This is a genomic window from Leifsonia shinshuensis (assembly GCF_022606355.1).
Lineage (GTDB): Bacteria > Actinomycetota > Actinomycetes > Actinomycetales > Microbacteriaceae > Leifsonia > Leifsonia shinshuensis_B.
Map to the genome: position 1 here is coordinate 586,795 of NZ_JAHHZQ010000004.1, position 23,888 is coordinate 610,682.

Genomic DNA, 23,888 nt, shown 5'->3' on the forward strand with positions numbered 1-23,888 from the left:
AAGCGCCTAAGCGGGGCTGGGAGCATTGACCATCGACGGGTCTCACTGACGTCGAGCCGTCCCAGCCACAAGCGCCTAAGCGGGGCTGGGAGCCGCAAACCCCACAAACGACCGACAATAAACGCCGAGGGCTAAAAGAAAGCGAAGCGCCCAGGGCGCTTAAAAGACTCGACGCCCGGTGGTGCGGCGATGCCTGCAACGCTCCCGGGTCGTCGAGTTATGCGTATAGCCTGCATCAGGCCGGCCGGGAACGCAAGGCTTTTGACGCAAGCCGCCTGCACCGGTTGGATGGTCTCATGGCAGAAAACACCAACGAGAAGCCCGAAGTCGACGCCCCGGTGGGCCCGGCTCCCACGACCCTCGAGATCGTGGACATCGTCGAGGGCTCCGGCCCCGAGGCGACCCCTGGTTCCAAGGTCGACGTGCACTACCTGGGCGTCGAGTACGACTCCGGCGAGGAGTTCGACTCGTCGTGGAGCCGCGGGCAGTCCATCAACTTCCCGCTCAACAACCTGATCAAGGGCTGGCAGGACGGCATTCCCGGAATGAAGGTCGGCGGTCGTCGCAAGCTCACTGTTCCTCCGGCGCTCGCGTACGGCCCGGCCGGTGGCGGTCACGCGCTTTCGGGCAAGACGCTGATCTTCGTGATCGACCTGCTCGGCGTCAGCTGAGTTCGGGGTGTCACCGAAGAGGGCACGTGTCCGTTGGACACGTGCCCTCTTCGCGTCCGGTGCGTCAGAGCGCGGGCGGGCGCATGTGGGTGGGGATGGCGATCCGGTTCCAGATGTTGATCGTGCCGATCGCGAGGATGAAGTCGGCGAATCCTTGCTCGCCGAATTCGGTGACCGCCTGGGCGTAGAGCTCGTCGCTCACGCCGCCCTGGTGGATGAGGGTGACGGCCTCGGTCAGTTCCAGCGCCGTGCGTTCGCGGTGGCTGAACCAGGGCGATTCGCGCCAAGCGGAGACGGCGAACACTTTGCGCAGCGGGTAGCCGCTGTCGGTGAGGTCGACAGAGTGCATGTCGACGCAGTAGGTGCAGCCGTTGATCTGGGAAGCGCGGAGCTTGATCAGGTTGCCGAGGGGCTCTTCCACGACGTGCCCGACGTAGCCGTCGAGGTTGATGACTTTGCGGTAGCCCTCGGGGACGGCGGAGGAGATCTGGAGGCGTTCGGCGGTCTGTTCTGCGGTGTCGGTCATGGCTCCACCGTAGGAGCGCGATTGGTTCGTTGTAAGCTCCAATTCCAGCGAATTTGATCAGACCATTCCATCGCTGTCGAGGAGGTGCGTCACGGAGATCCATGTCCCGATCGGCGGCAGGGGAGACCGTGCTGCGCGGGTCTACCGCCATCTGCGCGACGCGGTGCTCGACGGCCGGTTGCGGCGTGGCGAGCGGCTGCCGGCCACCCGTGAGCTTGCGGCCCGGCTGGGTGTCTCACGCAGCACCGTCTCGACCGCCTACGAGCGGCTGACGGCAGAGGGGTACCTGGTGGCGCGGGTCGGCTCCGGAACGTTCGTCGCCCTCCCCGCCGCCGTCGCGGCGGCAGCGTCATCGGGTGCGTCGGCAGGGTCATCGGGTGCGTCGGCGTCCCGGGTCGAGGCCGGCGCCGCGCTGCCCGCGCCCGGGTGGCGGGACGTCGCGGACCCGCTCTGGTCGGAACCGCGCCCGATCGCGTACGACTTCAGCATCGGCTCGCCCGATCCCGCGCTGTTTCCGCATGACGCCTGGCGTCGCAGCGTGGCGTCGGCGCTGCGCGGGCCCGCGTTGCGCCGGGCGCACTACTCCGACTCGGCCGGTCTCGAGCGCCTGCGTGCCGGAATCGCCCGACACGTCGGCCTCGCGCGTTCGGTCGCGACGACGCCGGAGGACGTGGTGGTGACCAGCGGCGCGCAGCAGGCCTTCGATCTGCTGGGCCGCATCCTCGTGCAGCCGGGCGACACGGTGGCGGTGGAGGATCCCGGCTATCCGCCCGTCCGGCAGCTTCTGGAGCGGCTCGGGGCGCGGGTGGTTCCGGTCCCGGTGGACGAGCACGGCCTCCGCGTCGACCTGCTGCCGGCTGCGCGACTGGTCTACGTGACACCGTCGCACCAGTTCCCGCTCGGGGGAGTGCTGTCGCTGGAGCGGCGCACCGCGTTGCTCGCGTGGGCGCGAACGCACGACGCGGTCGTGATCGAGGACGACTACGACAGCGAGTTCCGATTCGGCGCCCGCGCGCTCGATCCGGTGCAGCGGCTCGACGGGGACGGCCGCGTCGTCTACGTCGGGACCTTCTCCAAGACGATGCTGCCCGGCCTCCGCCTCGGCTTCATCGTCGCCCCGCCCTCGCTGGTGCCCGCGCTACGGAGCGCGAAACGGCTGACCGACTGGCACAACGATGTCGTCACCCAGACGGCGATGGCGAGCCTGCTCGACTCGGGGGCGTTCGCCGCGCACGTGCGAAGGGCGAGCCGGGTCTACGCGGAGCGGCACGCGCTCATCGGCCGGGAGGCCGCGGCGCTGCTGGCCGGGAGGCTCGACGTCGTGCCGTCGGCCGCCGGCCTCCATCTCGCGCTGACGCCGAGCGCCGGCGTGCCGTTCGACTCCGTCCGCGTGGCGGAGGCCGCCGGGATCGCGGGGGTCGCCGCGCAGCCGCTGCCGCGCTTCGCCGTGACCGCGGGCCGGGAAGGCCTCCTGCTGGGCTTCGGTGCGATCGCCGCCGAGGACATCCCCGACGGGATGCGCCTGCTGGCGGAGACGGTCGGCCGCATCCATCCCGGGTAGCGGCCGGCCGTCTGGGTCGCCGGCCCTTCGGAGAGCCGAGTGGATCAGATCGCCGACCAGCCGCCGTCCGATGCGAGGACGACGCCGGAGATGTTGGCCGAGTCGTCGCTCAGCAGCCAGGTGATGGCCGCCGCGAGCTTCTCCGGCTCCGCCACCGGCGGGACGTTGGTCTGCATGATCGGGCCGAGCCGCTCTCCCGCGAGCTGCGACTTGAACGCGCCGTCGACGTTGGTGAGCACGCCGCCGGGGGCGACCGCGTTGGTGCGGACGCCGTTGGGCGCGTAGAAGACGCTGGTGCTCTTGGTGAGGCCGATGACCGCGTGCTTGGACGCCGTGTACGCGGCACCCGCGGCCGAGCCGCGCAGGCCGGCCTCGGACGACACGTTGACGATCGCGCCGCCGCCGGCGGCGACCATCAGCGGCAGCACCGCTCGGCTGAGGCGCATGATCGCGGTGACGTTCACGGTGAAGACCCGGTCCCAGGTGGCGTCGTCGACCTCGGCGGCCGGCAGGAAGCCGTCCATGATGCCGGCGATGTTGGCGAGTGCGTCGACGCGGCCTCCCGCGGCCTCCAGCACCGCGGCGATGGTCTCCTCGCTGGAGACGTCGCCGGCGACCGTGACGATGTCGAGCTCGGGGTTCTCCTCGACGAGGGCGGTGAGGCGCTCGGCGGAGATGTCGCTGCCGACCACGCGGGCGCCCTCGGACGCGAGGCGCAGGGCGGTCGCCTTGCCGATGCCGGAGCCCGCTCCGGTGACGATCGCGGTCTTGCCGGCGAAGCGGCCGGTTCCGTTGGTGCTCATAGTGCTGTACTCCTTGACTGTCGATGACATCGTCGGCGCTCGATGAAGCGTCGATGTATTTATAACACTCAGTGCCACAATGGAGACCATGAGTTCGCTCGAAGTCGAAACCACCCCGCGCCGCCGCGGCCGCCCCGCCGACGTCGACCCCGACCGCGTGGCCCTGCTCGCCCTCCGACACTTCGCCGAGCACGGCTACGACGCGACGACGATGGACGAGATCGCGTCACTCGCCGGGATCGGCCGGCGCACGCTGTTCCGCTACTTCCCGTCCAAGCCCGACCTGGTCTGGGGCGGCCTGGAGCCCGTGGTCGGCCGGATGCGCGCCGTGCTGGAGGGGGCGCCGGCCGACGAATCGGCGCGCGATGTCCTCGCCCGCGCCATGACCGCGTCGCTCGAGCTCGACGCCGAGCACATCGAGGCGACCCGGCTGCGCCTGAGGTTGATGGCCTCCGACCCCACCCTGATCGGATTCGGCGTGACCCGCCTGGGCGCGAACCGCGACATCCTCGCCGAGTTCCTCGCCCGGCGTCTCGACGTGCCGGCGGACGGCCTGCGCGCGCAGGTGCTCGCCGACGCAATCAGCTCGGCGAACTTCTCCGCGCTGCTGTGGTGGGCGGCGCGGGGTACGGACGACGATCCGGCGACGGCCGCGGTCACGGCGCTCGACGAACTGCTGCGCGGGCTGCCGGACTGAGGCGGTCGTCGCCGGCTGCCTCGACGCCGGCTCAGTCGTTCGGCACGATGACGGCGCGCCCGCGGATGCGACCCTCGTGCAGGCGCTCGTACGCCTTCGGTGCCTCATCCAGCGAGTAGGTCTCGATCTCGACCTCCACCCTGCCGGCCCTGGCCAGATCGAGCACCTCGATCAGCTCCGCCCTCGAGCCCCAGTACGGCGCTCGCACCGCGACGTCGTAGGCGACCCGGCCGAAGCCGACGGGGAGCGCGCCGCCGCCGATCCCGACGATCGTCACGTCGCCCTCCGTCGCCGCCATCGCCCCGGCGAGGTCGACGGTCGGCTGCACCCCGACGAAGTCGAAGACCGCGTTCGCACCGCGGCCCCCGGTGAGGTCGCGGACCGCGTCGACCGCCGCCGGGTTCGACAGCAGCGTGTGCTGGGCTCCGACCTCGCGAGCCAGGGCAAGCTTCTCGTCGTTGACGTCGAGCGCGACGACGGTGGCGCCGCTGATCGCCCGGAGGATCTGGATGCCCACGTGGCCGAGCCCTCCCGTGCCGATCACCACGGCCGTCGTGCCGGCGCCCAGCTTCGGAAGCGAGTTCTTGATGGCGTGGTACGGCGTGAGCCCGGCGTCGGTGAGCGAGACGTTCTTCACCGGGTCCAGCCCGTCGAGCGGCACGAGGTGGCGCTCGCTGTCGACGATCATGTACTCGGCCATCGAGCCGGGCGCGCCGAGCCCGGGAGGCATGATGTGCTCGGCGGCGGCGTTCAGGCAGTAGTTCTCCTTGCCCTGGGCGCACATGTGGCAGCGGCCGCAGCCCCACGGTCCGTACACCGCGACGGCGTCGCCGGGCCGGACGCCGGTGACGCCCTCGCCGATCGCCGCCACGATGCCCGCGCCCTCGTGGCCGAGCGTGAGCGGCAGGCCGTAGACGTACTGCTCCGCGGGCAGACCCATGATGAACTCGTCGGAGTGGCAGACACCTGCTGCGGTGACCTTCAAGAGGACCTGGCCGGGGCCGACTTCGGGGTCAGGGACCTCGACGACCTCGGGACGTGAGCCGATTTCGCGATACTGGAGAGCCTTCATGGGGCCGACGCTACCGCCGGTGACGGCGCCGAAGTAAGGCCCGTCTCTCTGGTAAACTATTCCGGTTGCCGTCAAACGGCCGCGGATAAAGAGAGCCCAGGCATAAGGCCCAGGGCACCGCGCAACGAGTGAAAGGGGATCGAAGTCTATGGCACTGGATGCAGAGACCAAGAAGGCGATCATCGACGAGTACGCAACCCACCCCGGTGACACCGGATCCCCCGAGGTTCAGGTCGCCATCCTGACCAAGCGGATCAAGGACCTCACCGAGCACCTCAAGGAGCACAAGCACGACCACCACTCGCGTCGTGGCCTGCTCCTCCTGGTCGGTCAGCGTCGTCGCCTGCTGGGCTACCTGTCGGACATCGACATCAACCGCTACCGCGCGCTCATCGAGCGCCTGGGGCTGCGTCGATAAATAAGATGCGTCGATAAAGAGATGCGTCGATAACGACAGTCGTCGATCGATAACGCGATCTTCTTGCGAACGGGCCGTCACCTTCGGGTGGCGGCCCGTTCCGCGTCCGCACGGCGGTGCGAGATTTGCGCCAAATGTTGCGTCAGCGGCCCTGTATCGGCACATTTGCCGCAAATCTGCCGCTAATCTCACTGCGTGGCACTCCCGTTCCTGCCGTACATCGTCGTCGGCATCACCCACCTGGTCGCGATCCTGACCGGCGCCGACACCGTCGTCGCCGTCACCAAGCCGCTGCTCATGCCGGCACTGCTGCTGGCGCTCCTGCTCTCGCTGCCGAGTCGTCGCGGGGAGACCGTCGTCCTGGCGTCGCTCGGCATCCTGTTCGGCTGGCTGGGCGACCTCTCGCTGATGGATCTCGGCCCCGGTTTCGTCGTCGGTCTCGCGTTCTTCCTGCTCGGTCACGTGGCCTACATCGTGCTGTTCGTGCGGCGGATGCGGTCGCGGCGGCTGCCACGCTGGTGGTCGGCGGCCTACGTGCCGTGGTTCGCCGGTCTCCTCGCCGTGCTGGCGCCGCACGCCGGCGCCCTGCTCGTGCCACTGGCTCTCTACGGGCTGGCGCTGGCGGTCCTCGGCATCACCGGGTCGGCCTGCTCGCCGTGGATCGCCTCCGGCGCTGCCCTCTTCGTCGTCTCCGACAGCCTGCTCGGCCTGGACCGGTTCCTGCCCGGCTTCGCGCTGCCCCAGGTCGATCTCGCGATCATGCTGACCTACATCGCCGCGCAGGGCCTGATCTGCTGGGGTGTGGTGCGGCAGGCCCGCGCGACGGCCGTGGTGCCGTCGCTGGCCTGAGGGCGTACCCGGGTGGCCACCGCCCGAAGCGGGCCGTTCGAGCCGCGAGGCTCCCGTTATCGAGACAGCGCCGGAAAGGTCCACTCCCGGCTTCGGGCGGCCGCCTGCGGCTGATACAGGCGGACCATGTAGTTCCATCCGTCGGGCGTCGGGATGGAGTTGGGCTCGTCGCCGTCGCCGAACCGGATCGTGACGGATCCGTCGTCGTTCGGGGTGGCGGTGACGCTGTTGACGCTGACGATGCCCCGGGGGTTGTCGACCAGGTAGCCGTCGGCGTTGTAGACGGTGATGGACCAGAACGCGTCCACGGGCACGTCCCGAACGGTCAGCTCGTAGTGTCCGACCGGGAGGTCGGGTTCGACGTTGAGGTAGATCGCCTCGCTCTCGGGAAAGCCGCCCCAGGCGGATGCCGATGCGAGCAGGTGCCGGACCTCGTCGACCTCGCCTGCGCGACCGAACGCGTTGCGAAAGTCGGGCAGACCGCGCGAGAGGGCGATCAAGTGACCTCGTGTCGCGTCGAACGAGGCGGTGTCGTAGTCCGGGTGGGTCAGGGGGACCGCCGAGGCGGCCTCGATGCCGAACCGGTCCTGCAACGCGTTCACCGCCGCGACGTCGCCGGCATCGTTCGGGTCGACGAGGATGCGCACTCCGATCAGCACGTAATCGCTGCCGCACTCTTCGGCGGTCAGTTCGTGGGTGCCTGGCTCGTGGAGGATCCGCGGGATGTAGTGGTCCTGGTTGACGATCATCGCCGAGGCGTATCGGTCCCCGTGTTCCGGGATGGTCAGCCTGGCACCCTGGGACACGTCGACGATCGCGCCACTGTAGAGCGTGTCCCTGTTCTGGCGGATGACCGGTTGCTCATCGAACGGGGTCGGGACCCGGTAGTGCAGCCAATGATTGACTCCGCCCGATTGCGTCTGGGCGAAGTCGAACATCCGGTCGGTCTCCGCCCGCACGAAGTTGTCCACGTTCACGCTTACCGACATGTCCGCTCCTTCGCTGCACGGTTGTTGCTGTGAGCGTAGTGGTGCGACCCGGTCCGTGAACAGCAGCTGTCGCCCGCGCGCGAGGGCGCGATCAGACGGCTGGGCGCCGTCGCGCCGCCACGCTCCGGTCGATCAGTGTCGCAGCCACCAGCGCCGCCGCGACCAGCGCGATCACAACGGTGACGCCCACCAGACCGATCGCCGGGGAGGCCAGCGGCGCGGCCAGCACCAGCAGCACAGCGATCGCCGTCTTCAGCGGCCGGATGACGACCTCCGGCACCAGGGGTGCGTGCAGCACGTAGAGCAGGATCAGGAAGACGACGACGGGTACTGCCACCGCGTACTCGACCGCGATGTCCGAGACGTGGGCGTGGGCGGCGCCGCGCTGCACCGCCACCTCCAGACCGGCGCCGAGCGCGGCCAGCGAGGCGAAGACGAAGTAATGGCCGTAGCCCCAGTAGAACGACCTCTCGCGATTGGACTGGAGGCCTTCGGCCGCCGGCTCCAGGAAGTACAGCCACCAGAGCGCGAAGAGCAGCACCAGCCCCGCCGCCGAGATGACCACCAGGGCGGGGGAGACGCCGTGCGCCGCCAGGCCGGCCTGCACGCCGATCGCGGACGCCGAGACCGATTCGCCGAGCACGATGATCGTGAACAGGCCGTAGCGTTCGGCGATGTGATGCGGGTGCCAGGAGGTCATCCCCGGCCGTTCGGCCCACACCGGCACCAGCAGCTCGAGGAGGGCGGCGAGCAGGAAGGTCCACAGCTTCCACTCGACGGGGAGGAAGCCCCAGGCGACCCAGATCACCTGGACCGCCGCGATCCCGACCGCGTAACGGGTCGCGGTCGTCCGACCGTCCGGATGCTCGATCGCCGCCCGCGTCCATTGCCCGACCATCGCGAGGCGCATGATGACGTAGCCGATGATTATGGCGGTGAAATCCGAGTCCTCGAACGCGGCCGGTACGCCGGCCGCGAGCACCAGCACGCCGCCCATCTGCAGGAGCGTCATGAGCCGGTACGGCACGTCGTCGGTGTCGTACGCGGATGCGAACCAGGTGAAGTTCATCCACGCCCACCAGATGGCGAAGAACACCATGAGAAAAGGGCCCAGCTTCTCCAGCACGTGTCCCTGCTCGCTGGCGCGGGCGAGCTGGGCGGACACCTGGGCGATCGCGACGACGAAGGTGAGGTCGAAGAGCAGCTCGAGGGGGCTGGAGACGCGATGCTCCTCGTCCGTCGAGCGTCCGGACATCGGGATGCGGAAGGCGATGCTCATGTGCGCAAGCATAGGAGGATGCGTCACCGTTTCCTGCTCGCCGTCACCGCGCTCTACCTGCTCGCGGTCGCCTGGATCACGCTGAACCCGTTCCCGGGCGACCCGAAGCGCAACACCCTGCTGGAGGGGCTGCTCGCGGCCTTCGCGGCGACGCCGCTGCTCGCGTGGATCGACTACGACGTCGTCGAGTTCACGGCCAACATCCTGTTGTTCGTGCCGATGGGACTGCTGCTCGCCCTGTTGTTCGGCCCGGGCCGCCGCTGGCTCGCCGTCGCGATCGGGATCGCCGCGTCGCTGACCATCGAGTTCGTGCAGCTCTTCGAGCCGGTACGGGTGAGCGACGCCAGAGACATCATCGCCAACAGCCTGGGTGCGATCATCGGTGTCGCTGCGGTGCTGGTGGCGGGAGGGCGCCGGTCGCGCCCGGATGCGACGCCCTCCCGCAGCTCGTAGGGCCTCACGTCAGCCCGAACGCCTCCAGCTCGGCGTCGTCGAGCATCCGTGACCGGATGAGGAAGCGCTTGCCCTCAGGCGCCTCCACCGAGAAGCCGCTGCCGCGGCCGTCGACGAGGTCGATCGTGAGGTGCGTGTACTTCCAGTACTCGAACTGCGATGCCGACATGAAGACCCGGACCGGGTCGATCCCGTCGACCTCCAGCGTGCCGAGCAGCACGTCGGAGGCGCCGACGCGGAACATCCCGACCGGGTAGCACATCGGCGAGGAGCCGTCGCAGCAGCCTCCGGACTGGTGGAACATGAGCGGGCCGTGGGCCTCGGCCAGCCGCTGCAGCATCCGCGCAGCGGCCGGCGTCAGCTCCACCCGCCTCAGGACGGTTCGCATCGGCCTAGAAGAAGCCCATCGGGCCGTCGGCGTACGACACCAGCAGGTTCTTGGTCTGCTGGTAGTGGTCGAGCATCATCCGGTGGTTCTCGCGTCCGATCCCGGACTGCTTGTAGCCGCCGAACGCCGCGTGCGCGGGGTACTGGTGGTAGGTGTTCGACCAGACGCGACCGGCCTCGATGGCGCGGCCGGCGCGGTAGAGCCGGGATCCGTCCCGACTCCACACACCGGCGCCCAGACCGTAGAGGGTGTCGTTGGCGGTGCTGATCGCGTCGTCGAAGTCGGTGAAGCTCGTGAGCGCGAGCACCGGTCCGAAGATCTCCTCCTGGAAGATCCGCATCGAGTTGTTCCCCTCGAACACGGTCGGCTGCACGTAGTACCCGCCGGCGAGGTCACCGCCGAGGTCGGCGCGCTCCCCGCCGGTGAGCAGCTTCGCGCCCTCCTGGCGGCCGATGTCCATGTACGACAGGATCTTCTCCAGCTGATCGTTGGAGGCCTGCGCCCCGATCATCGTCGACACGTCGAGCGGGTCGCCCTGTCTGATGCGCTTCACCCGCTCGAGGCCGTCGGCGACGAAGCCGTCGTAGATCGACCGCTGCACCAGCGCGCGCGACGGGCAGGTGCAGACCTCGCCCTGGTTGAGGGCGAAGAACGAGAAGCCCTCCAGCGCCTTGTCGTAGAAGGAGTCCTTCGCGGCGGCGACGTCCTCGAAGAAGATGTTCGGGCTCTTGCCGCCGAGTTCGAGCGTCACCGGGATGAGGTTCTCGCTCGCGTACTGCATGATGAGCCGGCCGGTCGTGGTCTCGCCGGTGAACGCCACCTTGCGGATCCGCGGGTGCGACGCGAGCGGGGCTCCCGCCTCGAAGCCGAACCCGTTGACGATGTTCAGCACGCCGTCCGGCAGCAGGTCGCGCACCAGGTCGAGCCAGACGTGGATGGAGGCCGGGGTCTGCTCTGCGGGCTTGAGCACCACGCAGTTGCCCGCCGCCAGGGCCGGAGCGAGCTTCCACGTCGCCATCAGGATGGGGAAGTTCCACGGGATGATCTGGCCCACGACGCCGAGCGGCTCGTGGAAGTGGTAGGCGATGGTGTCGTGATCGATCTCGCTGATGCCGCCCTCCTGCGCCCGGATCGCCCCGGCGAAGTAGCGGAAGTGGTCGATCGCGAGCGGGATGTCGGCGGCGAGCGTCTCGCGCACCGGCTTGCCGTTGTCCCAGGTCTCGGCGACCGCGAGCAGCTCGAGGTTGGCCTCCATGCGGTCGGCGATCCTCGTCAGGAGCAGCGCGCGCTCGGCGGGGGAGGTCTTGCTCCACTCCGGGAAGGCGGCCCAGGCGGCGTCCACCGCCCGGTCGACGTCGGCGGCGGTGCCGCGGGCGATCTCGGTGAAGGGCCTCCCGGTCACCGGTGTGATGTCCGCGAAGTACTGGCCGCCGGCGGGCGCGACGTAGCGGCCGCCGATGAAGTGGTCGTACCGCGTCGCGTAGCTCATCACGGATCCCGCCGTGCCGGGCTGGGCGTAGACGCTCGGCTTCTCCGTCGTCGCGGCGCTCTCGGCCGCAGCCGTCTCGGAGGTCTGTTCCGGGCTCAGAGTCATACGAGTCTCCTTCGACTGGTATGGCGTGCGCTCGCCGCACGCCTCTGCCCCGGAGGCTACGCAGCGGGAGGTTGCATCGGGTTGCGACGGGTGCGGCCCGGTCAGGTCTCCAGCGCCAGCAGCCGCGCGACGACCTGCGCCCGGCGCGGCGAGTGCGCCGGCAGCGCGTGCAGGGCGGCCCGCCAGATGTCCTCGTCGGCCGCGCCGCGCTCCGTCTCGCCCCACGCGATCAGCAGGTCTGCGGAGCCGGACTCCAGCAGCGCCTCCCGCAGCCGGGAGACGACCTCCTCGCGCAGCTCGTCGATGCCGGGCGCGTCCGAGCCGGGCAGGAGGCCGCCGCCGTACGACGCGATGGCGGCGCGGTGGGCGCCGCGGCGCTGGAGGTCGAGCACCGCCCCGAGGTCCGTCTCGAGCGGCGCCGCCAACCGGTAGGGGCGGGCGAGCGGACCGAGCTCCGGCGCGATCGCCGCGATCGCCTTGCGCAGCCGTACGATCTCCGCGCGCACGGTCACCGTGCTCGCCGGGTCGCCGTAGACCAGCTCGGCGAGCCGTTCGGCCGACAGGCCGTCGCGGTGCCACGACAGCAGGGCGAGGAGCTCGCTGTGCCGTGCGCTCAGCGTGCCGGTGCGGCCGTCTGGACCGGACAGCTCGCCCGTGTCGCGGCCGAGCACGCGCAGTGCGGCGATGGCCGGTCGCGGCCGATCGCGCCGGGGACCGCCCGGGGTGCGCGACGCGCGCAGCCGGCCGATGAGCAGCTCGCGCTCGACCGCGGCGGCGGTCGCCTCCAGCAGCGGCAGCACGTGCGCCTCGGCGACCTGGTCGCCACCCGTCACATCGATCACGCCGATGATCTCGCCGGACTCGGGGTCGCGCACGGGCACTGCCGTGCAGCTCCACGGCTTCACGTCCTGCGCGAAGTGCTCCGCGCCGCGGATCTGCACGCCGGCCCCGATCGCCAGGGCGGTGCCCGGCGCGGAGGTGCCGACGTCGCCCTCCGCCCACGCGGCACCCGGCACGAACAGCATGGACTCCGCCCGCCGGCGCAGGGCGGGATCGCCCTCCACCCAGAGCAGCCGCCCGCGGGCGTCGCCCACCGCGACGACGACGCGGCTGTCGGGCTCGGCGTCGCGCACCAGCAGCTGCCGGATGACCGGGAGGGCGGCCGCGATCGGGTGGGAACGCCTGGCGTCCTCCAGCCCGGGGCCGTCGAGCACGAGCGGAGCGGCGACGGCCGGGTCGAGGTGCGCCTGCTCGGCACGACGCCAGGAGGCGTCGACGACCGGGCGCAGGCCCGGGTGGGAACCCGCGACCGCAGAGCCCGCAGGAGCAGAGCCCGCGGGAGCAGAGCCCGCGGGAGCAGAGCCCGCGGGAGCACCGACGCCGTCGTCCATGCGCAGCATCGTACGCGGTGCGCTGCGTCCCTGAGTACGGTGGATCCCGTGCGCACGATCGTCAAACACCGCGCAGACGCGCCAGAGCTCTTCTTCGAGGCGGAGGCCGCCGGGCTGCGGTGGCTGGGCGAGGCCGAGCACGCCGGCGGTGCCCGCGTGGTGCGCGTGGCCGAGGCCGGCTCCGGCCGCATCGTGCTGGAGCGCGTCGAGGACGCCCGGCCCACAGCGGACGCGGCGTGGGCCTTCGGCGCCGCGCTCGCCGCGACCCACGCCGCGGGCGCGCGCGCGTTCGGCGCGCCTCCCGACGGCTGGGACGGCCCGCTGTTCATCGGTCGCCGCCGTCTGCCGGTGGCGCACGAGTCGAGTTGGGGCCGGTTCTACGCGCGCGACCGGGTGCGCCCGTACCTCGGTCCCGCGGTGGAGGCAGGCAACCTCACCGAGCGGCAGCGCGCGGTCGTGGAGGACGCACTCGAGCGGGTGGAGGCCGGCGACTTCGACGACGGCGAGCCTCCCGCCCGCCTTCACGGCGACCTCTGGGCAGGCAACGTGCTCTGGTCGCCCGACGGCGTCGTGCTCATCGATCCGGCCGCCCACGGCGGCCACCGCGAGACCGACCTCGCCATGCTCGGCCTATTCGGGGCGCCGTTCCTCGACGGCATCCTCGGCGGCTACGACGACGCGCGCCCGCTGCGGGCAGGCTGGCGTCAGCGCATCCCGCTGCACCAGCTGCACCCGCTCGCGGTGCACGCCGCGGGCCACGGCCCGTCGTACGGGGTGGCGCTCGCGGAGGCGGCGCGGGCCACACTCGCGCTCTGATCCGGCGATTCCCGGCGTCTTCGGCGCCATGACTGATAGGATTCCGATGGTCGGCCGAACGCCGACTGGTGGAGCAGGCTGGCAGGAGCTGGTCCTCGGTGGTGGTATCCGGATGCGTCGCAGGCGTAACCGTGTATTTCTACTGATGGCCAGACGGGCTCAGCCCACGCACCCGCATGGGATGCCGCGTACACGGACAGCCGTGTCGAACTGCCTGCTCGCTCCATTGTGGAGTCGCGCCCAGATGGGGCTGCGACGTTAAACAAAGGAGAAAGACCTCTTGGAAGGTCCCGAAATCAAGTTCGCCGAAGCGGTCCTCGACAATGGACGCTTCGGCACCCGCACCGTCCGGTTCGAGACCGGACGCCTCGCCCAGCAGGCACAGGGCGCCGTCGCCGCCTACCTCGACGAGGAGACCATGCTGCTGAGCGCGACGAGCGCCAGCAAGCACCCGAAGGACAACTTCGACTTCTTCCCGCTGACCGTCGACGTCGAGGAGCGCTCGTACGCCGCCGGCAAGATCCCCGGTTCGTTCTTCCGTCGTGAGGGTCGCCCCTCGACCGAGGCGATCCTCGTCTGCCGCCTGATCGATCGCCCGCTGCGCCCGTCGTTCGTCGACGGCCTCCGCAACGAGGTCCAGATCGTCATCACCGTCCTCAGCATCGCTCCGGACGAGTTCTACGACGCGCTGGCGATCAACGCGGCCAGCGCCTCCACGCAGATCTCCGGTCTGCCCTTCTCCGGCCCGATCGCCGGTGTGCGCCTCGCGCTCATCCCGGGCAACGGCCAGCACGAAGACCAGTGGATCGCGTTCCCGAAGGCCTCGCAGCTCGAGGAGGCCGTGTTCGACCTCGTCGTCGCCGGTCGCGTCCTCACGAACGACGACGGCTCCGAGGGCGACGTCGCGATCATGATGGTCGAGGCGGAGGCCACCGAGGGCAGCTGGAACCTCATCCAGGGCGGCGCCGTCAAGCCGAACGAGGAGGTCGTCGCCCAGGGTCTGGAGGCCGCCAAGCCGTTCATCCGCCAGCTGGTGGGTGCGCAGACCGTGCTCGCCTCGCAGTCCGCGAAGGCGATCGCCGACTACCCGGTCTTCCTGCCCTACTCGCAGGAGACCTACGACAACGTCGCCGGCCTGGCCTACGACGAGCTCGTGAACGTCTACCAGATCGCCGACAAGGTCGAGCGTCAGAACGCCGACGACGCCCTCAAGGAGCGTGTCAAGGTCGCCCTCACCGAGAAGGTGGAGGCCGGTGCGCTCGACGCGGAGGTGCTCTCGCAGTTCTCCGCGGCGTACAAGTCGGTGTCCAAGGTGGTCATGCGCGGCCGCGTGCTGCGCGAGGGCATCCGCATCGACGGCCGTGGCCTGACCGACATCCGTCCGCTCGACGCCGAGGTACAGGTCATCCCGCGCGTCCACGGTTCGGCGATCTTCCAGCGCGGCGAGACCCAGATCCTGGGCGTCACCACGCTGAACATGCTCAAGATGGAGCAGCAGATCGACTCGCTGTCGCCGGTCACCAAGAAGCGCTACCTGCACCACTACAACTTCCCGCCCTACTCGACCGGTGAGACCGGCCGGGTCGGTTCGCCGAAGCGTCGCGAGATCGGGCACGGCTTCCTGGCCGAGCGCGCGCTCGTGCCGGTGCTGCCGTCGCGCGACGAGTTCCCGTATGCGATCCGCCAGGTGTCCGAGGCTCTCAGCTCCAACGGCTCGACCTCGATGGGCTCCGTCTGCGCGTCCACGCTGTCGCTGCTGAACGCCGGTGTGCCGCTGCGCGCCCCGGTCGCCGGCATCGCCATGGGCCTGATCTCCGACGTCGTCGACGGTGAGACCCGCTACGCGGCGCTGACCGACATCCTGGGCGCGGAGGACGCGCTCGGCGACATGGACTTCAAGGTCGCCGGCACCAGCGAGTTCGTCACCGCGATCCAGCTCGACACCAAGCTCGACGGCATCCCGTCGTCGGTGCTGGCGGGCGCGCTCAAGCAGGCCAAGGATGCTCGTACGACCATCCTCAGCGTGCTGAACGCCGCGATCGACACCCCGGACGAGATGGCCCCGACCGCGCCGCGCGTGATCTCGGTCCAGATCCCCGTCGACAAGATCGGTGAGCTGATCGGCCCGAAGGGCAAGACGATCAACGCGATCCAGGACGAGACCGGCGCCGAGATCTCCATCGAGGAGGACGGCACCGTCTACATCGGCGCCACCGACGGCCCCTCGGCCGAGGCGGCCCGCGCCCAGGTCAACGCGATCGCGAACCCGACGAACCCGGAGGTCGGCGAGCAGTTCCTCGGAACCGTCGTCAAGATCGCCGCGTTCGGTGCGTTCGTCTCGCTGCTTCCCGGCAAGGACGGCCTGCTGCACATCTCCGAGGTGCGCAAGCTCGCCGGCGGCAAGCGTGTCGAGAACGTCGAGGACGTGCTCGGTGTCGGCCAGAAGATCCTGGTCGAGATCACCAAGATCGACGACCGCGGAAAGCTGTCGCTCGCCCCGGTGCTCGCCGACGAGGCGGACACCCACGGCCGCGACGCGGCCTCCGAGGGGCCGGTCGAGCCCGCCGAGGGCGCTCCGGCTCCCGTCGAGAGCTGATCTCGCACCCGTAAGCGAAGGCCGCGCCGACTCCGTCGGCGCGGCCTTCGCCGTCTCCCGCGCCCGCGCAGCCATCGCTTCCTCACTTTCTTTCGCGACACGCCGGGTCGCAGCGGGAGAAAGTGAGGAAGCGATGGCTGCGGTCAGTCGCGGGCGAGGAGCGGGCGGAGGCGGTAGGGGATGAGCTCGCCCATGTCGAGGGAGGTCTCGGCGCGCACGACGCCGTCGGTCGACTGGATGGCGCCGGTGATCCGGAACAGGTCTTCCGCGTCGGTGCAGACGACCCGCAGCAGCAGGTCGGACGGACCGGACAGCCCGTGCGCCTGCACGATCTCCGGGATCGAGGCCAGGTGGTCGACGATCTCGGCGAGCTTCTGCTGCTGCACGTGCACCGTCACGAACGCCGCGAGCGGGTAGCCCGCGGCTGTCGCCGAGATGCGGCGCTCGAACGACAGGAAGGCCCCGCTGCGCTCCAGTTCGGCCACCCGCGCCTGCACCGTGTTGCGGCTCAGACCCAGTCGGTCGGCGAGTGAGACGTTGGTCGATCGCGGGTCGTCGGTGAGGGCGACGAGGATCCGGCGGTCGGTGTTGTCGAACGTGCGCATAGTGTGAAAGCTAGCACTGGCGCGAACCCTCCAACAGTGCAGGGTGCACGGTCGACACGCCGTTGGTTGTGCGCGCTGAACCGGGAGCGTAGCCTTTCGGGTAATTCCGGCAAGGAGGCCGGAAGCCGATCACGTGTGCCACAAGCGTGCGGATCGGACGTGAGAGTGAAGGTTGCGTGAACCGTGACGATCGACAATCAGCCCGACACCAGACTGCACGACGTCCACCTTCCCGCTGGAGCGGACACCGTCCAGCTGTTGACTCCCGAGGGCGTGCGCACCAGCGACGTCCGCTTCGACGCCTGGGTCGCCGACATCGGCCCTGAGCAGCTCCTCGACCTCTACGAGGACATGGTCGTCATCCGGCGCATCGACGCGGAGGCGACCGCGCTGCAGCGTCAGGGCGAGCTCGGCCTGTGGCCGCCGCTCCTCGGCCAGGAGGCCTCCCAGATCGGCTCCGGCCGGGCCCTCCGCCACGATGACTTCGTCTTCTCCAGCTACCGCGAGCACGGCGTCGCGTACTGCCGCGGAGCCGGCCTCGTCGACCTGCTGCGCGTGTGGCGCGGCACGACCCAGAGCGGCTGGAATCCGTACGACATCAACATGGCGACGCCGCAGGTCATCATCGGGGCGCAGACCCTGCACGCCACTGGCTACGCCATCGGCATCCAGGCCGACGGGACGGATGCGGCCTCGATCGCGTACTTCGGCGACGGCGCCACCTCCGAGGGCGATGTGAACGAAGCCCTCATCTTCGCCGCCACCTACGCCGCGCCCGTCATCTTCTTCTGCCAGAACAACCAGTACGCGATCTCCGAGCCCGTCGCCCTCCAGGCCCAGCGCCCGATCGCCGAGCGAGCACCGGGCTTCGGAGTACCGAGCGTCCGCGTCGACGGCAACGACGTGCTCGCGGTCATGGCTGTGACGCGTTCCGCGCTCGACCGTGCCAGGACCGGAGGCGGCCCGACCTTCATCGAGGCCGTCACCTACCGAATGGGCCCGCACACGACGGCCGACGACCCGACCCGCTACCGTGACCCGGCCGAGCTCGACCAGTGGCGCGGCAAGGACCCCATCGCCCGGGTGGAGGCGCACCTCGCCGCCGCCGGGATGCTCACCGAGGACCGTCTCGCCGCGATCCAGGAGCACGCCGACGCGGTCGCCGTCGAGATGCGACGGGGTGTCGTCGCGTTGCAGGACCCCGACCCGTTGACCGTGTTCGACAATGTCTACGCCGAGCCGCATACCGGCCTGGCCCGGGAGCGGGACCACTACTCGCGCTACCTGCGCACGTTCGTGGGCGGTGACCGATGACCGCTCTCAGCATGGCCAAGGCCATCAACGCCGGCCTCCGGCGTTCGCTCGCCGACGACGACCGCGTCGTCCTGATGGGGGAGGACATCGGCACGCTCGGGGGTGTGTTCCGTGTGACGGACGGCCTCCAGACCGAGTTCGGTCCGCGCAGGGTCATGGACTCTCCGCTCGCCGAGTCGGGCATCCTCGGCACGGCCGTCGGGATGGCGTACCGCGGACTGCGGCCGGTGGTGGAGATCCAGTTCGACGGCTTCATCTACCCGGCCTTCGACCAGATCGTCAGCCAGGTGGCCCGCATGCACTACCGAACGGCGGGCGCCGTCCGCATGCCGATCACCATCCGGGTGCCGTTCGCGGGCGGCATCGGCGCCGCAGAGCACCACTCGGACTCGCCGGAGGCGTACTTCGCGCACGCGGCCGGCCTGCGTGTCGTCAGCCCCGCCACCCCGCAGGACGCGTACACGCTCATCCAGCAGGCGATCGCCTCCGACGACCCCGTGCTGTTCTTCGAGCCGAAGCGCCGTTACCACGCGAAGGGCGACGTCGACGAGGAGGCCGCGCTGCAGGACGCCCGGCCGATGGGTACGGCTCGCGTGGTGGCCTCAGGCGGCGATGTCACCCTGGTGACGTACGGCGGTCTGGTGCAGTTGGCCACGGATGCGGCTCTCGCCGCGGCAGACGAAGGCGTGTCGGTCGAGGTCATCGACCTGAGGTCGCTCTCGCCGCTCGACCTCGACACCGTCGCCGCCTCGGTGCGCAAGACCGGGCGGCTCGTCGTCACGCACGAGGCCGCGCTCTCGGGAGGGCTCGGCGCCGAGATCTCGGCGTCGATCACCGAGCGCTGCTTCTACCACCTGGAGCACGCGCCCGTGCGGGTCACCGGCCACGACATCCCGTACCCGCCCGCCCGACTGGAGTCCGCGCACCTGCCCGACCTCGACCGCATCCTCGACGGCATCGACCGCGCGATGGACCGGCCGAACTCCCTGAGCGGAGTGGAGGACTGATGGCGGTCAAGGACTTCGCGCTCCCGGACCTGGGAGAGGGGCTCACCGAGTCAGAGCTGGTGAGCTGGCACGTCGCGGTGGGCGACACCGTGCGGCTCAACCAGATCATCGCCGAGGTGGAGACCGCCAAGGCGCTCGTCGAACTGCCGGCGCCCTACGAGGGCACGGTGTCGCGACTGTATGTGGAGCCCGGTGTCACGGTCTCGGTGGGGGAGCCGTTGGTGGCCTTCGAGGTCGCAGGGCCGTCGGGCGCGGACCCGGAGCCGGAGCCCGCAACGGATTCCGGCGCCGGCGACGCAGGAGCCGAGGAGGTGCGCGAACCGATGCTCGTCGGCTACGGCGCCCGTCCCGATGCCGCCGGGAGGCCGGCCCGCCGGGCGCGCCCGGGGCTCGCCGCACTGGCGGCGAGGGAGCCGGCCGCCGTTCCGGCCGCGGTCGCTCCGGCTGCCGTCGCAGCTGCTCCGGCCGTGGTTCCGGCCGCCGCGACGGAGGTGCACGAACGACCGCGCGCGACCCCGCCCGTCCGCAAGCTGGCGCGGGAGCGCGGCATCGACCTCGCCGCTGTCACCGGAACGGGCGAGCGCGGTCTCGTGACGCGCGCGGACCTCGACGCCTACAGCGTGCAGACGGTCACGGCCGCGGCCCCGGCCGCCCCGGTCGTCCGCGGCGACGCGGACGAGCTCCGCATCCCGATCCGCGGAGTCCGCAAGGCGACGGCGGAGGCGATGGTCCGCAGCGCGTTCGGGGCTCCGCAGGCCACTGTGTTCCTGACGGTCGACGTGACCCCGACGACCGAGCTCATCGAGCGCCTGCGCGCCCGCCCCGACGTCGCCGAGGCACGACCGGGACTGCTGGCGGTGGTCGGCAAGGCGCTGTGCCTGGCCGCCCGCCGCACCCCCGAGGTCAACTCGCGCTGGGACGACGCGGCTCAGGAGATCGTGCAGACCAGAGCCATCCACCTCGGGATCGCCGCGGCGACTCCGCGCGGCCTGCTGGTGCCGGTCGTCCGCGACGCGGACGGTCTGTCGCTCGCCGGGCTGTCCGGCGCGATCCGCGAACTGGCCGTCACCGCGCGCGCGGGCAAGACCCCGCCCAGCGCGCTCACCGGCGGCACGATCACCATCACGAACGTGGGCGTGTTCGGCGTCGACGCTGGAACGCCGATCCTGACGCCGGGGGAGGCCGCCATCCTCGCCGTGGGCGCCGTGCGCCGCCGGCCGTGGGAGCACCAGGGCGGGATCGCGCTGCGCGACGTGCTGACGCTCGCGCTCACCTTCGACCACCGCATCGTCGACGGCGAGCAGGGCTCACGGTTCCTCGCCGACGTCGGCAGCATCCTCGCCGACCCCGCGTCGGTGCTCACCCTCGTCTGAGCCTTCCAGCGACAGCCGAAGGGCACGCACACGCCCCTAAGACCGCGTCTTAGGGGCGTTTGCGTGCCCTTCGGCGATGAGTCCGCGCAGGCTCAGGCGTGCAGGGCCGCGTTCAGCTCGACCCCGGTGCCGGAGCGGCGGAGCACCTCCACGGCGCCTGTGAGCGAGTTGCGGCGGAACAGCAGGCCCGGTACGCCGGACAGCTCGACGGCCTTCACCGTCTGGGCACGACCGTCGGCGGTCGCGGGCTCGTCGACCACGACGACCTTGGTGCCGGCCGTCACGTAGAGCCCGGCTTCGACGACCGTGTCGTCGCCGATCGAGATGCCGATGCCGGAGTTCGCGCCGAGCAGGGCGCGCTCGCCGATCGCGACGCGCTGCGTACCGCCTCCCGAGAGCGTGCCCATGATGGAGGCGCCGCCGCCGATGTCGGAGCCGTCGCCGACCACGACGCCCTGCGAGATGCGACCCTCGACCATCGAGGAGCCGAGCGTGCCCGCGTTGAAGTTGACGAAGCCCTCGTGCATCACGGTGGTACCGGGGGCGAGGTGGGCGCCGAGCCGCACGCGCGATGCGTCGGCGATGCGCACGCGGTCGGGTGTCACGTAATCGAGCAGGCGCGGGAACTTGTCGATCCCCGTGACGTGGATGCCGGCCCGCTGCAGTCGCGGCCGGAGGCGGTCGAGGTCGGCGGGGAGCACGGGGCCGGCGTTGGTCCAGGCCACGATCGGCAGGTGGGCGAAGACGCCGTCGAGGTTCACCGTGTTGGGGCGCACCAGGAGGTGCGACAGCAGGTGCAGTCGCAGGTACGCGTCCGGCGTGGAGGCCGGAGCCGCGTCGAGGTCGACCTCCACGGTGACGATGTCGATGCGCACGTTGCGGCGGGCGTCGTCACCGGCGAGCTCCTCCAGCTCCGCGGGAGCGATCCAGCGCTCCCGGCCGGCCGGGAGGCCGCCGAGCCTCGGCTCGGGGAACCAGGTGTCGAGCACCGTGCCGTCCCCGGCGATCGTCGCCAGGCCGTAGCCCCAGGCGGTGCGGGCGTCGGCGCTGGCCGCATCGGCGGACGCGACGGACTCGTCAGCAAAGTGGGAAGGCATGCCCCTAGATTAGTAGAGTGCCTCTCGACCTCACCGCCACGTCCATCGACCTCACGCGACAGATCTGCGACATCGAGTCGGTCTCGGGCAACGAGCAGACGCTCGCCGACGCGATCGTCGAGGCCCTGTCGCCGCTGCCGCACCTCGAGGTCATCCGCGACGGCGACACCGTAGTGGCGCGAACGAATCTCGGGCGAGAGCGCCGCGCGCTGATCGCGGGCCACCTCGACACGGTCCCGCTCAACGGCAACCTCCCGACCCGCTTCGAGGAGGAGGGCGGCGTCCGCTACCTCTGGGGCCGGGGAACGGTCGACATGAAGGCCGGCGTCGCCGTGCAGCTCAAGCTCGCTGCAGAGCTGACCGCACCTGCGATCGACGTCACATGGATGTGGTATGACCACGAGGAGGTCAACGCCGAGCTGAACGGCCTCGGCCGGCTCGCCCGCAACCGCCCCGACCTCTTCGTCGGCGACTTCGCCATCCTCGGCGAGCCGAGCAACGGCGTCGTCGAGGGCGGCTGCAACGGCAACCTGCGCGTGGAGGTCCGCGCCTACGGCCTGCGCGCACACTCCGCCCGCGGCTGGGTCGGCGACAACGCGATCCACAAGATCGCGCCGATCCTCGACCTGCTCGCCGGCTACACCGCGCGCGAGGTGGAGGTCGACGGACTGGTGTACCGCGAGGGTCTCAACGCCGTCGGCATCTCGGGCGGAGTCGCCGGCAACATCATCCCGGACGAGGCGATGGTGCACATCAACTACCGGTTCGCGCCCTCCCGCAGCTCCCAGGAGGCCATCGCCTACCTGCACGAGCTGTTCGCGGGCTACGAGATCACCGTCGTCGACCGCGCGGACGGCGCGCGGCCCGGGCTCGACGCCCCGCTCGCGCAGGAGTTCGTCGCCGCGGTCGGCGGCGTCGCGAAGCCCAAGTACGGCTGGACCGACGTCGCGCGTTTCAGCGCCCTGGGCATCCCCGCGGTCAACTACGGTCCCGGCGACCCGCTCAAGGCGCACGCCGACGACGAGCGGGTCGACGTGGAGCAGATCGTCTCGGTGGAGGCGGGTCTCCGTGCCTGGCTCAGCGGTCCCGGCACCCACTGAGGCGCAGGAGGCCGTCGGCCCGCCCTCCGCTGCCTGGTGGTCGCGGTGGTGGGTGCGGGTCCTCGCGATCTTCCTCGCCAGCAGGGTCGTCACGACTGTCGTCCTGCTGATCTTCGCGGCGAACCAGGGCAAGAACCCCTGGACGGGCGCGCACCCCGACTACTTCTCGTACGCGACCATCTGGGACGGTCTCTGGTACAACATCGTCGCCGGTTGGGGGTATCCGTCTTCGCTGCCCTCGGCGGACGGCCTGCATGTCACCGAGAACGCCTGGGCGTTCCTGCCGGGGTACCCCTGGCTGGTCGACGCGGTCATGTTCGTCACCCGGCTGCCGTGGTCGCCGGCCGCCGTGCTCGTCTCGCTCGTGTGCGCGGCGGGGGCCGCTCTGGTCTTCTACCGTCTGATGCTGCGGGTGGGGCTCGGCACCTCGACCAGCCTGTTCGCCGTCGTGCTGTTCTGCGTCGCTCCGGTCTCTCCGCTGTTCCAGGTCGCCTACGCCGAGTCGCTCTACCTCCTGCTGCTGGCCACGGCACTGCTCCTGCTCGTGGAGCGCAGGTACGGATGGCTGTTCCCCGTCGTCCTGGTGATGGCGTTCACGCGCCCGAGCGGGCTCGCCTTCGCCTTGGCCGTCGGCCTGCACGTGGTCTATCGCTGGGTGCGCAGGAGACGCGAGCCCTTCCCGATCCGGGAGCAAGCGCTGAGTGCGGGCCTCGCGGTGTTCAGCGCGGTCACCGGGCTCGCGTGGCCCGCGATCGCGGCGGTGGCGACCGGCTCGCTGACCGCCTACACCGACACCGAGCTGGCGTGGCGCGCACCCTACATCGGCCACACCCACCTGGTGCCGTTCACACCGTGGTTCCAGGGGGCCGACTGGTGGGCGAGCGTGATGCTGGGCATACCCGGCTGGGTGGGCATCGTCGCCATGGTGCTCATCGTCGCGGTGTTCGCCGTGCTGCTGTTCTCACCCGCTGTGCGCCGTCTCGGCGTCGACCTGCGGTTCTGGATCGCCGCCTACTCCCTCTACCTGCTCGCGGTGTTCTTCCCGCAGTCGAGCACCTTCCGGATCCTGATGCCGCTGTTCCCGCTCCTGGGCGTCGTCGCGATGCCGAAGAGCCGGGTGTACCGGGTGGCGATCGTCGTGCTCTGCCTCGTGCTGCAGGTCGGCTGGATCGCGATCTGCTGGGGGGTCGACGGTGCGGACTGGTCGCCGCCGTGATCGCCCCGCGCGGGATGTCGCGAGTTCGGCCCTTGTCGCGGTGAACCGATGGGTCTAGGGTCCCTGGCGTGAG

Annotated in this window: 23 protein-coding genes; 13 read left to right on the plus strand and 10 right to left on the minus strand. The window is 70.5% G+C overall.

What is annotated here, in order from left to right; all coding sequences use genetic code 11:
* Positions 1–296: 296 nt before the first annotated feature.
* Positions 297–671 (plus strand): FKBP-type peptidyl-prolyl cis-trans isomerase, encoded by a 375-nt coding sequence (locus KNO15_RS18165; protein ID WP_241705206.1) that lies wholly within the window; start codon positions 297–299, stop codon positions 669–671.
* Positions 672–735: 64 nt separating this feature from the next.
* Here KNO15_RS18165 and KNO15_RS18170 read toward each other — a convergent pair whose 3' ends face one another.
* Positions 736–1,197: a carboxymuconolactone decarboxylase family protein gene (locus KNO15_RS18170; RefSeq protein WP_241705207.1), complete on the minus strand. Its 462-nt coding sequence runs from the start codon at positions 1,195–1,197 to the stop codon at positions 736–738.
* Positions 1,198–1,306: 109 nt separating this feature from the next.
* Between KNO15_RS18170 and pdxR the strand changes: the two genes are divergently transcribed.
* Positions 1,307–2,758 carry a MocR-like pyridoxine biosynthesis transcription factor PdxR gene (gene pdxR, locus KNO15_RS18175; RefSeq protein ID WP_308220458.1) on the plus strand — a complete coding sequence of 484 codons (1,452 nt, stop codon included), beginning with the start codon at positions 1,307–1,309 and terminating at the stop codon, positions 2,756–2,758.
* Positions 2,759–2,802: 44 nt separating this feature from the next.
* On the opposite strand, the gene KNO15_RS18180 is transcribed toward pdxR, so the two are convergent.
* A complete protein-coding gene (locus KNO15_RS18180; protein WP_241705209.1) occupies positions 2,803–3,561 on the minus strand; it encodes an SDR family NAD(P)-dependent oxidoreductase in 759 nt (252 codons plus the stop codon).
* 88 nt (positions 3,562–3,649) lie between these two features.
* Between KNO15_RS18180 and KNO15_RS18185 the strand changes: the two genes are divergently transcribed.
* Entirely contained in the window at positions 3,650–4,258 is a 609-nt protein-coding gene (locus tag KNO15_RS18185; RefSeq protein ID WP_241705210.1) for a TetR family transcriptional regulator, read from the plus strand.
* 31 nt (positions 4,259–4,289) lie between these two features.
* Here the strand turns inward: KNO15_RS18185 and KNO15_RS18190 are convergent, their stop codons facing one another.
* Complete coding sequence (locus KNO15_RS18190) at positions 4,290–5,330, minus strand: NAD(P)-dependent alcohol dehydrogenase (RefSeq protein ID WP_241705211.1); 1,041 nt, start codon at positions 5,328–5,330, stop codon at positions 4,290–4,292.
* A 148-nt stretch (positions 5,331–5,478) separates the two neighbouring features.
* Between KNO15_RS18190 and rpsO the strand changes: the two genes are divergently transcribed.
* Both rpsO and KNO15_RS18200 read left to right on the plus strand, forming a co-directional pair.
* The gene (gene rpsO / locus KNO15_RS18195; RefSeq protein WP_055919394.1) at positions 5,479–5,748 is read left to right on the plus strand and encodes a 30S ribosomal protein S15; all 270 of its coding nucleotides are present in this window, start codon (positions 5,479–5,481) and stop codon (positions 5,746–5,748) included.
* Positions 5,749–5,943: 195 nt separating this feature from the next.
* Entirely contained in the window at positions 5,944–6,597 is a 654-nt protein-coding gene (locus KNO15_RS18200; RefSeq protein WP_241705212.1) for a lysoplasmalogenase, read from the plus strand.
* Between the two features lie 56 nt (positions 6,598–6,653).
* Here the strand turns inward: KNO15_RS18200 and KNO15_RS18205 are convergent, their stop codons facing one another.
* Positions 6,654–7,586, minus strand: a complete 933-nt coding sequence (locus KNO15_RS18205; protein WP_241705213.1) for a DUF1214 domain-containing protein — start codon at positions 7,584–7,586, stop codon at positions 6,654–6,656.
* Between the two features lie 91 nt (positions 7,587–7,677).
* Positions 7,678–8,865: a low temperature requirement protein A gene (locus tag KNO15_RS18210; protein ID WP_241705214.1), complete on the minus strand. Its 1,188-nt coding sequence runs from the start codon at positions 8,863–8,865 to the stop codon at positions 7,678–7,680.
* Positions 8,866–8,883: 18 nt separating this feature from the next.
* On the opposite strand from KNO15_RS18210, the gene KNO15_RS18215 reads away from it, so the two are divergent.
* Positions 8,884–9,318 (plus strand): VanZ family protein, encoded by a 435-nt coding sequence (locus tag KNO15_RS18215; protein ID WP_241705215.1) that lies wholly within the window; start codon positions 8,884–8,886, stop codon positions 9,316–9,318.
* 4 nt (positions 9,319–9,322) lie between these two features.
* Here KNO15_RS18215 and KNO15_RS18220 read toward each other — a convergent pair whose 3' ends face one another.
* The 3 genes from KNO15_RS18220 to KNO15_RS18230 all read right to left on the minus strand — a co-directional run bounded on the left by KNO15_RS18220 (position 9,323) and on the right by KNO15_RS18230 (position 12,691).
* Positions 9,323–9,706: a DUF779 domain-containing protein gene (locus KNO15_RS18220; RefSeq protein ID WP_241705216.1), complete on the minus strand. Its 384-nt coding sequence runs from the start codon at positions 9,704–9,706 to the stop codon at positions 9,323–9,325.
* Positions 9,707–9,710: 4 nt separating this feature from the next.
* Positions 9,711–11,195: an acetaldehyde dehydrogenase ExaC gene (gene exaC / locus KNO15_RS18225; RefSeq protein ID WP_241705322.1), complete on the minus strand. Its 1,485-nt coding sequence runs from the start codon at positions 11,193–11,195 to the stop codon at positions 9,711–9,713.
* 206 nt (positions 11,196–11,401) lie between these two features.
* Complete coding sequence (locus KNO15_RS18230; RefSeq protein WP_241705217.1) at positions 11,402–12,691, minus strand: GAF domain-containing protein; 1,290 nt, start codon at positions 12,689–12,691, stop codon at positions 11,402–11,404.
* 57 nt (positions 12,692–12,748) lie between these two features.
* Here KNO15_RS18230 and KNO15_RS18235 point away from each other — a divergent pair, with 57 nt between their 5' ends.
* Positions 12,749–13,507: a fructosamine kinase family protein gene (locus KNO15_RS18235; RefSeq protein WP_241705323.1), complete on the plus strand. Its 759-nt coding sequence runs from the start codon at positions 12,749–12,751 to the stop codon at positions 13,505–13,507.
* A gap of 280 nt (positions 13,508–13,787) precedes the next feature.
* Positions 13,788–16,103 (plus strand): polyribonucleotide nucleotidyltransferase, encoded by a 2,316-nt coding sequence (locus tag KNO15_RS18240; protein WP_241705218.1) that lies wholly within the window; start codon positions 13,788–13,790, stop codon positions 16,101–16,103.
* Between the two features lie 143 nt (positions 16,104–16,246).
* Here KNO15_RS18240 and KNO15_RS18245 read toward each other — a convergent pair whose 3' ends face one another.
* Positions 16,247–16,708: an Lrp/AsnC family transcriptional regulator gene (locus KNO15_RS18245; RefSeq protein ID WP_241705219.1), complete on the minus strand. Its 462-nt coding sequence runs from the start codon at positions 16,706–16,708 to the stop codon at positions 16,247–16,249.
* A gap of 189 nt (positions 16,709–16,897) precedes the next feature.
* On the opposite strand from KNO15_RS18245, the gene pdhA reads away from it, so the two are divergent.
* From pdhA to KNO15_RS18260, 3 genes are read left to right on the plus strand one after another with little or no spacing between them, the layout of a single operon-like run.
* Positions 16,898–18,022 (plus strand): pyruvate dehydrogenase (acetyl-transferring) E1 component subunit alpha, encoded by a 1,125-nt coding sequence (pdhA, locus tag KNO15_RS18250; RefSeq protein WP_241705324.1) that lies wholly within the window; start codon positions 16,898–16,900, stop codon positions 18,020–18,022.
* Positions 18,019–19,029 carry an alpha-ketoacid dehydrogenase subunit beta gene (locus tag KNO15_RS18255; protein ID WP_241705220.1) on the plus strand — a complete coding sequence of 337 codons (1,011 nt, stop codon included), beginning with the start codon at positions 18,019–18,021 and terminating at the stop codon, positions 19,027–19,029. Before pdhA ends, KNO15_RS18255 begins: the two co-directional genes overlap by 4 nt.
* Complete coding sequence (locus KNO15_RS18260) at positions 19,029–20,402, plus strand: dihydrolipoamide acetyltransferase family protein (protein ID WP_241705221.1); 1,374 nt, start codon at positions 19,029–19,031, stop codon at positions 20,400–20,402. Before KNO15_RS18255 ends, KNO15_RS18260 begins: the two co-directional genes overlap by 1 nt.
* A 92-nt stretch (positions 20,403–20,494) precedes the next feature.
* Here KNO15_RS18260 and dapD read toward each other — a convergent pair whose 3' ends face one another.
* On the minus strand, positions 20,495–21,499 hold the full coding sequence (gene dapD / locus KNO15_RS18265) for a 2,3,4,5-tetrahydropyridine-2,6-dicarboxylate N-succinyltransferase (protein ID WP_241705222.1): 1,005 nt from the start codon (positions 21,497–21,499) through the stop codon (positions 20,495–20,497).
* A gap of 17 nt (positions 21,500–21,516) precedes the next feature.
* On the opposite strand from dapD, the gene dapE reads away from it, so the two are divergent.
* Positions 21,517–22,599, plus strand: coding sequence for a succinyl-diaminopimelate desuccinylase (gene dapE, locus KNO15_RS18270; RefSeq protein WP_241705223.1), 1,083 nt, complete (start codon positions 21,517–21,519; stop codon positions 22,597–22,599).
* Positions 22,568–23,815, plus strand: a complete 1,248-nt coding sequence (locus tag KNO15_RS18275) for a hypothetical protein (RefSeq protein ID WP_241705224.1) — start codon at positions 22,568–22,570, stop codon at positions 23,813–23,815. The genes dapE and KNO15_RS18275 overlap by 32 nt, the downstream gene beginning before the upstream one ends.
* Positions 23,816–23,888: the final 73 nt, after the last annotated feature.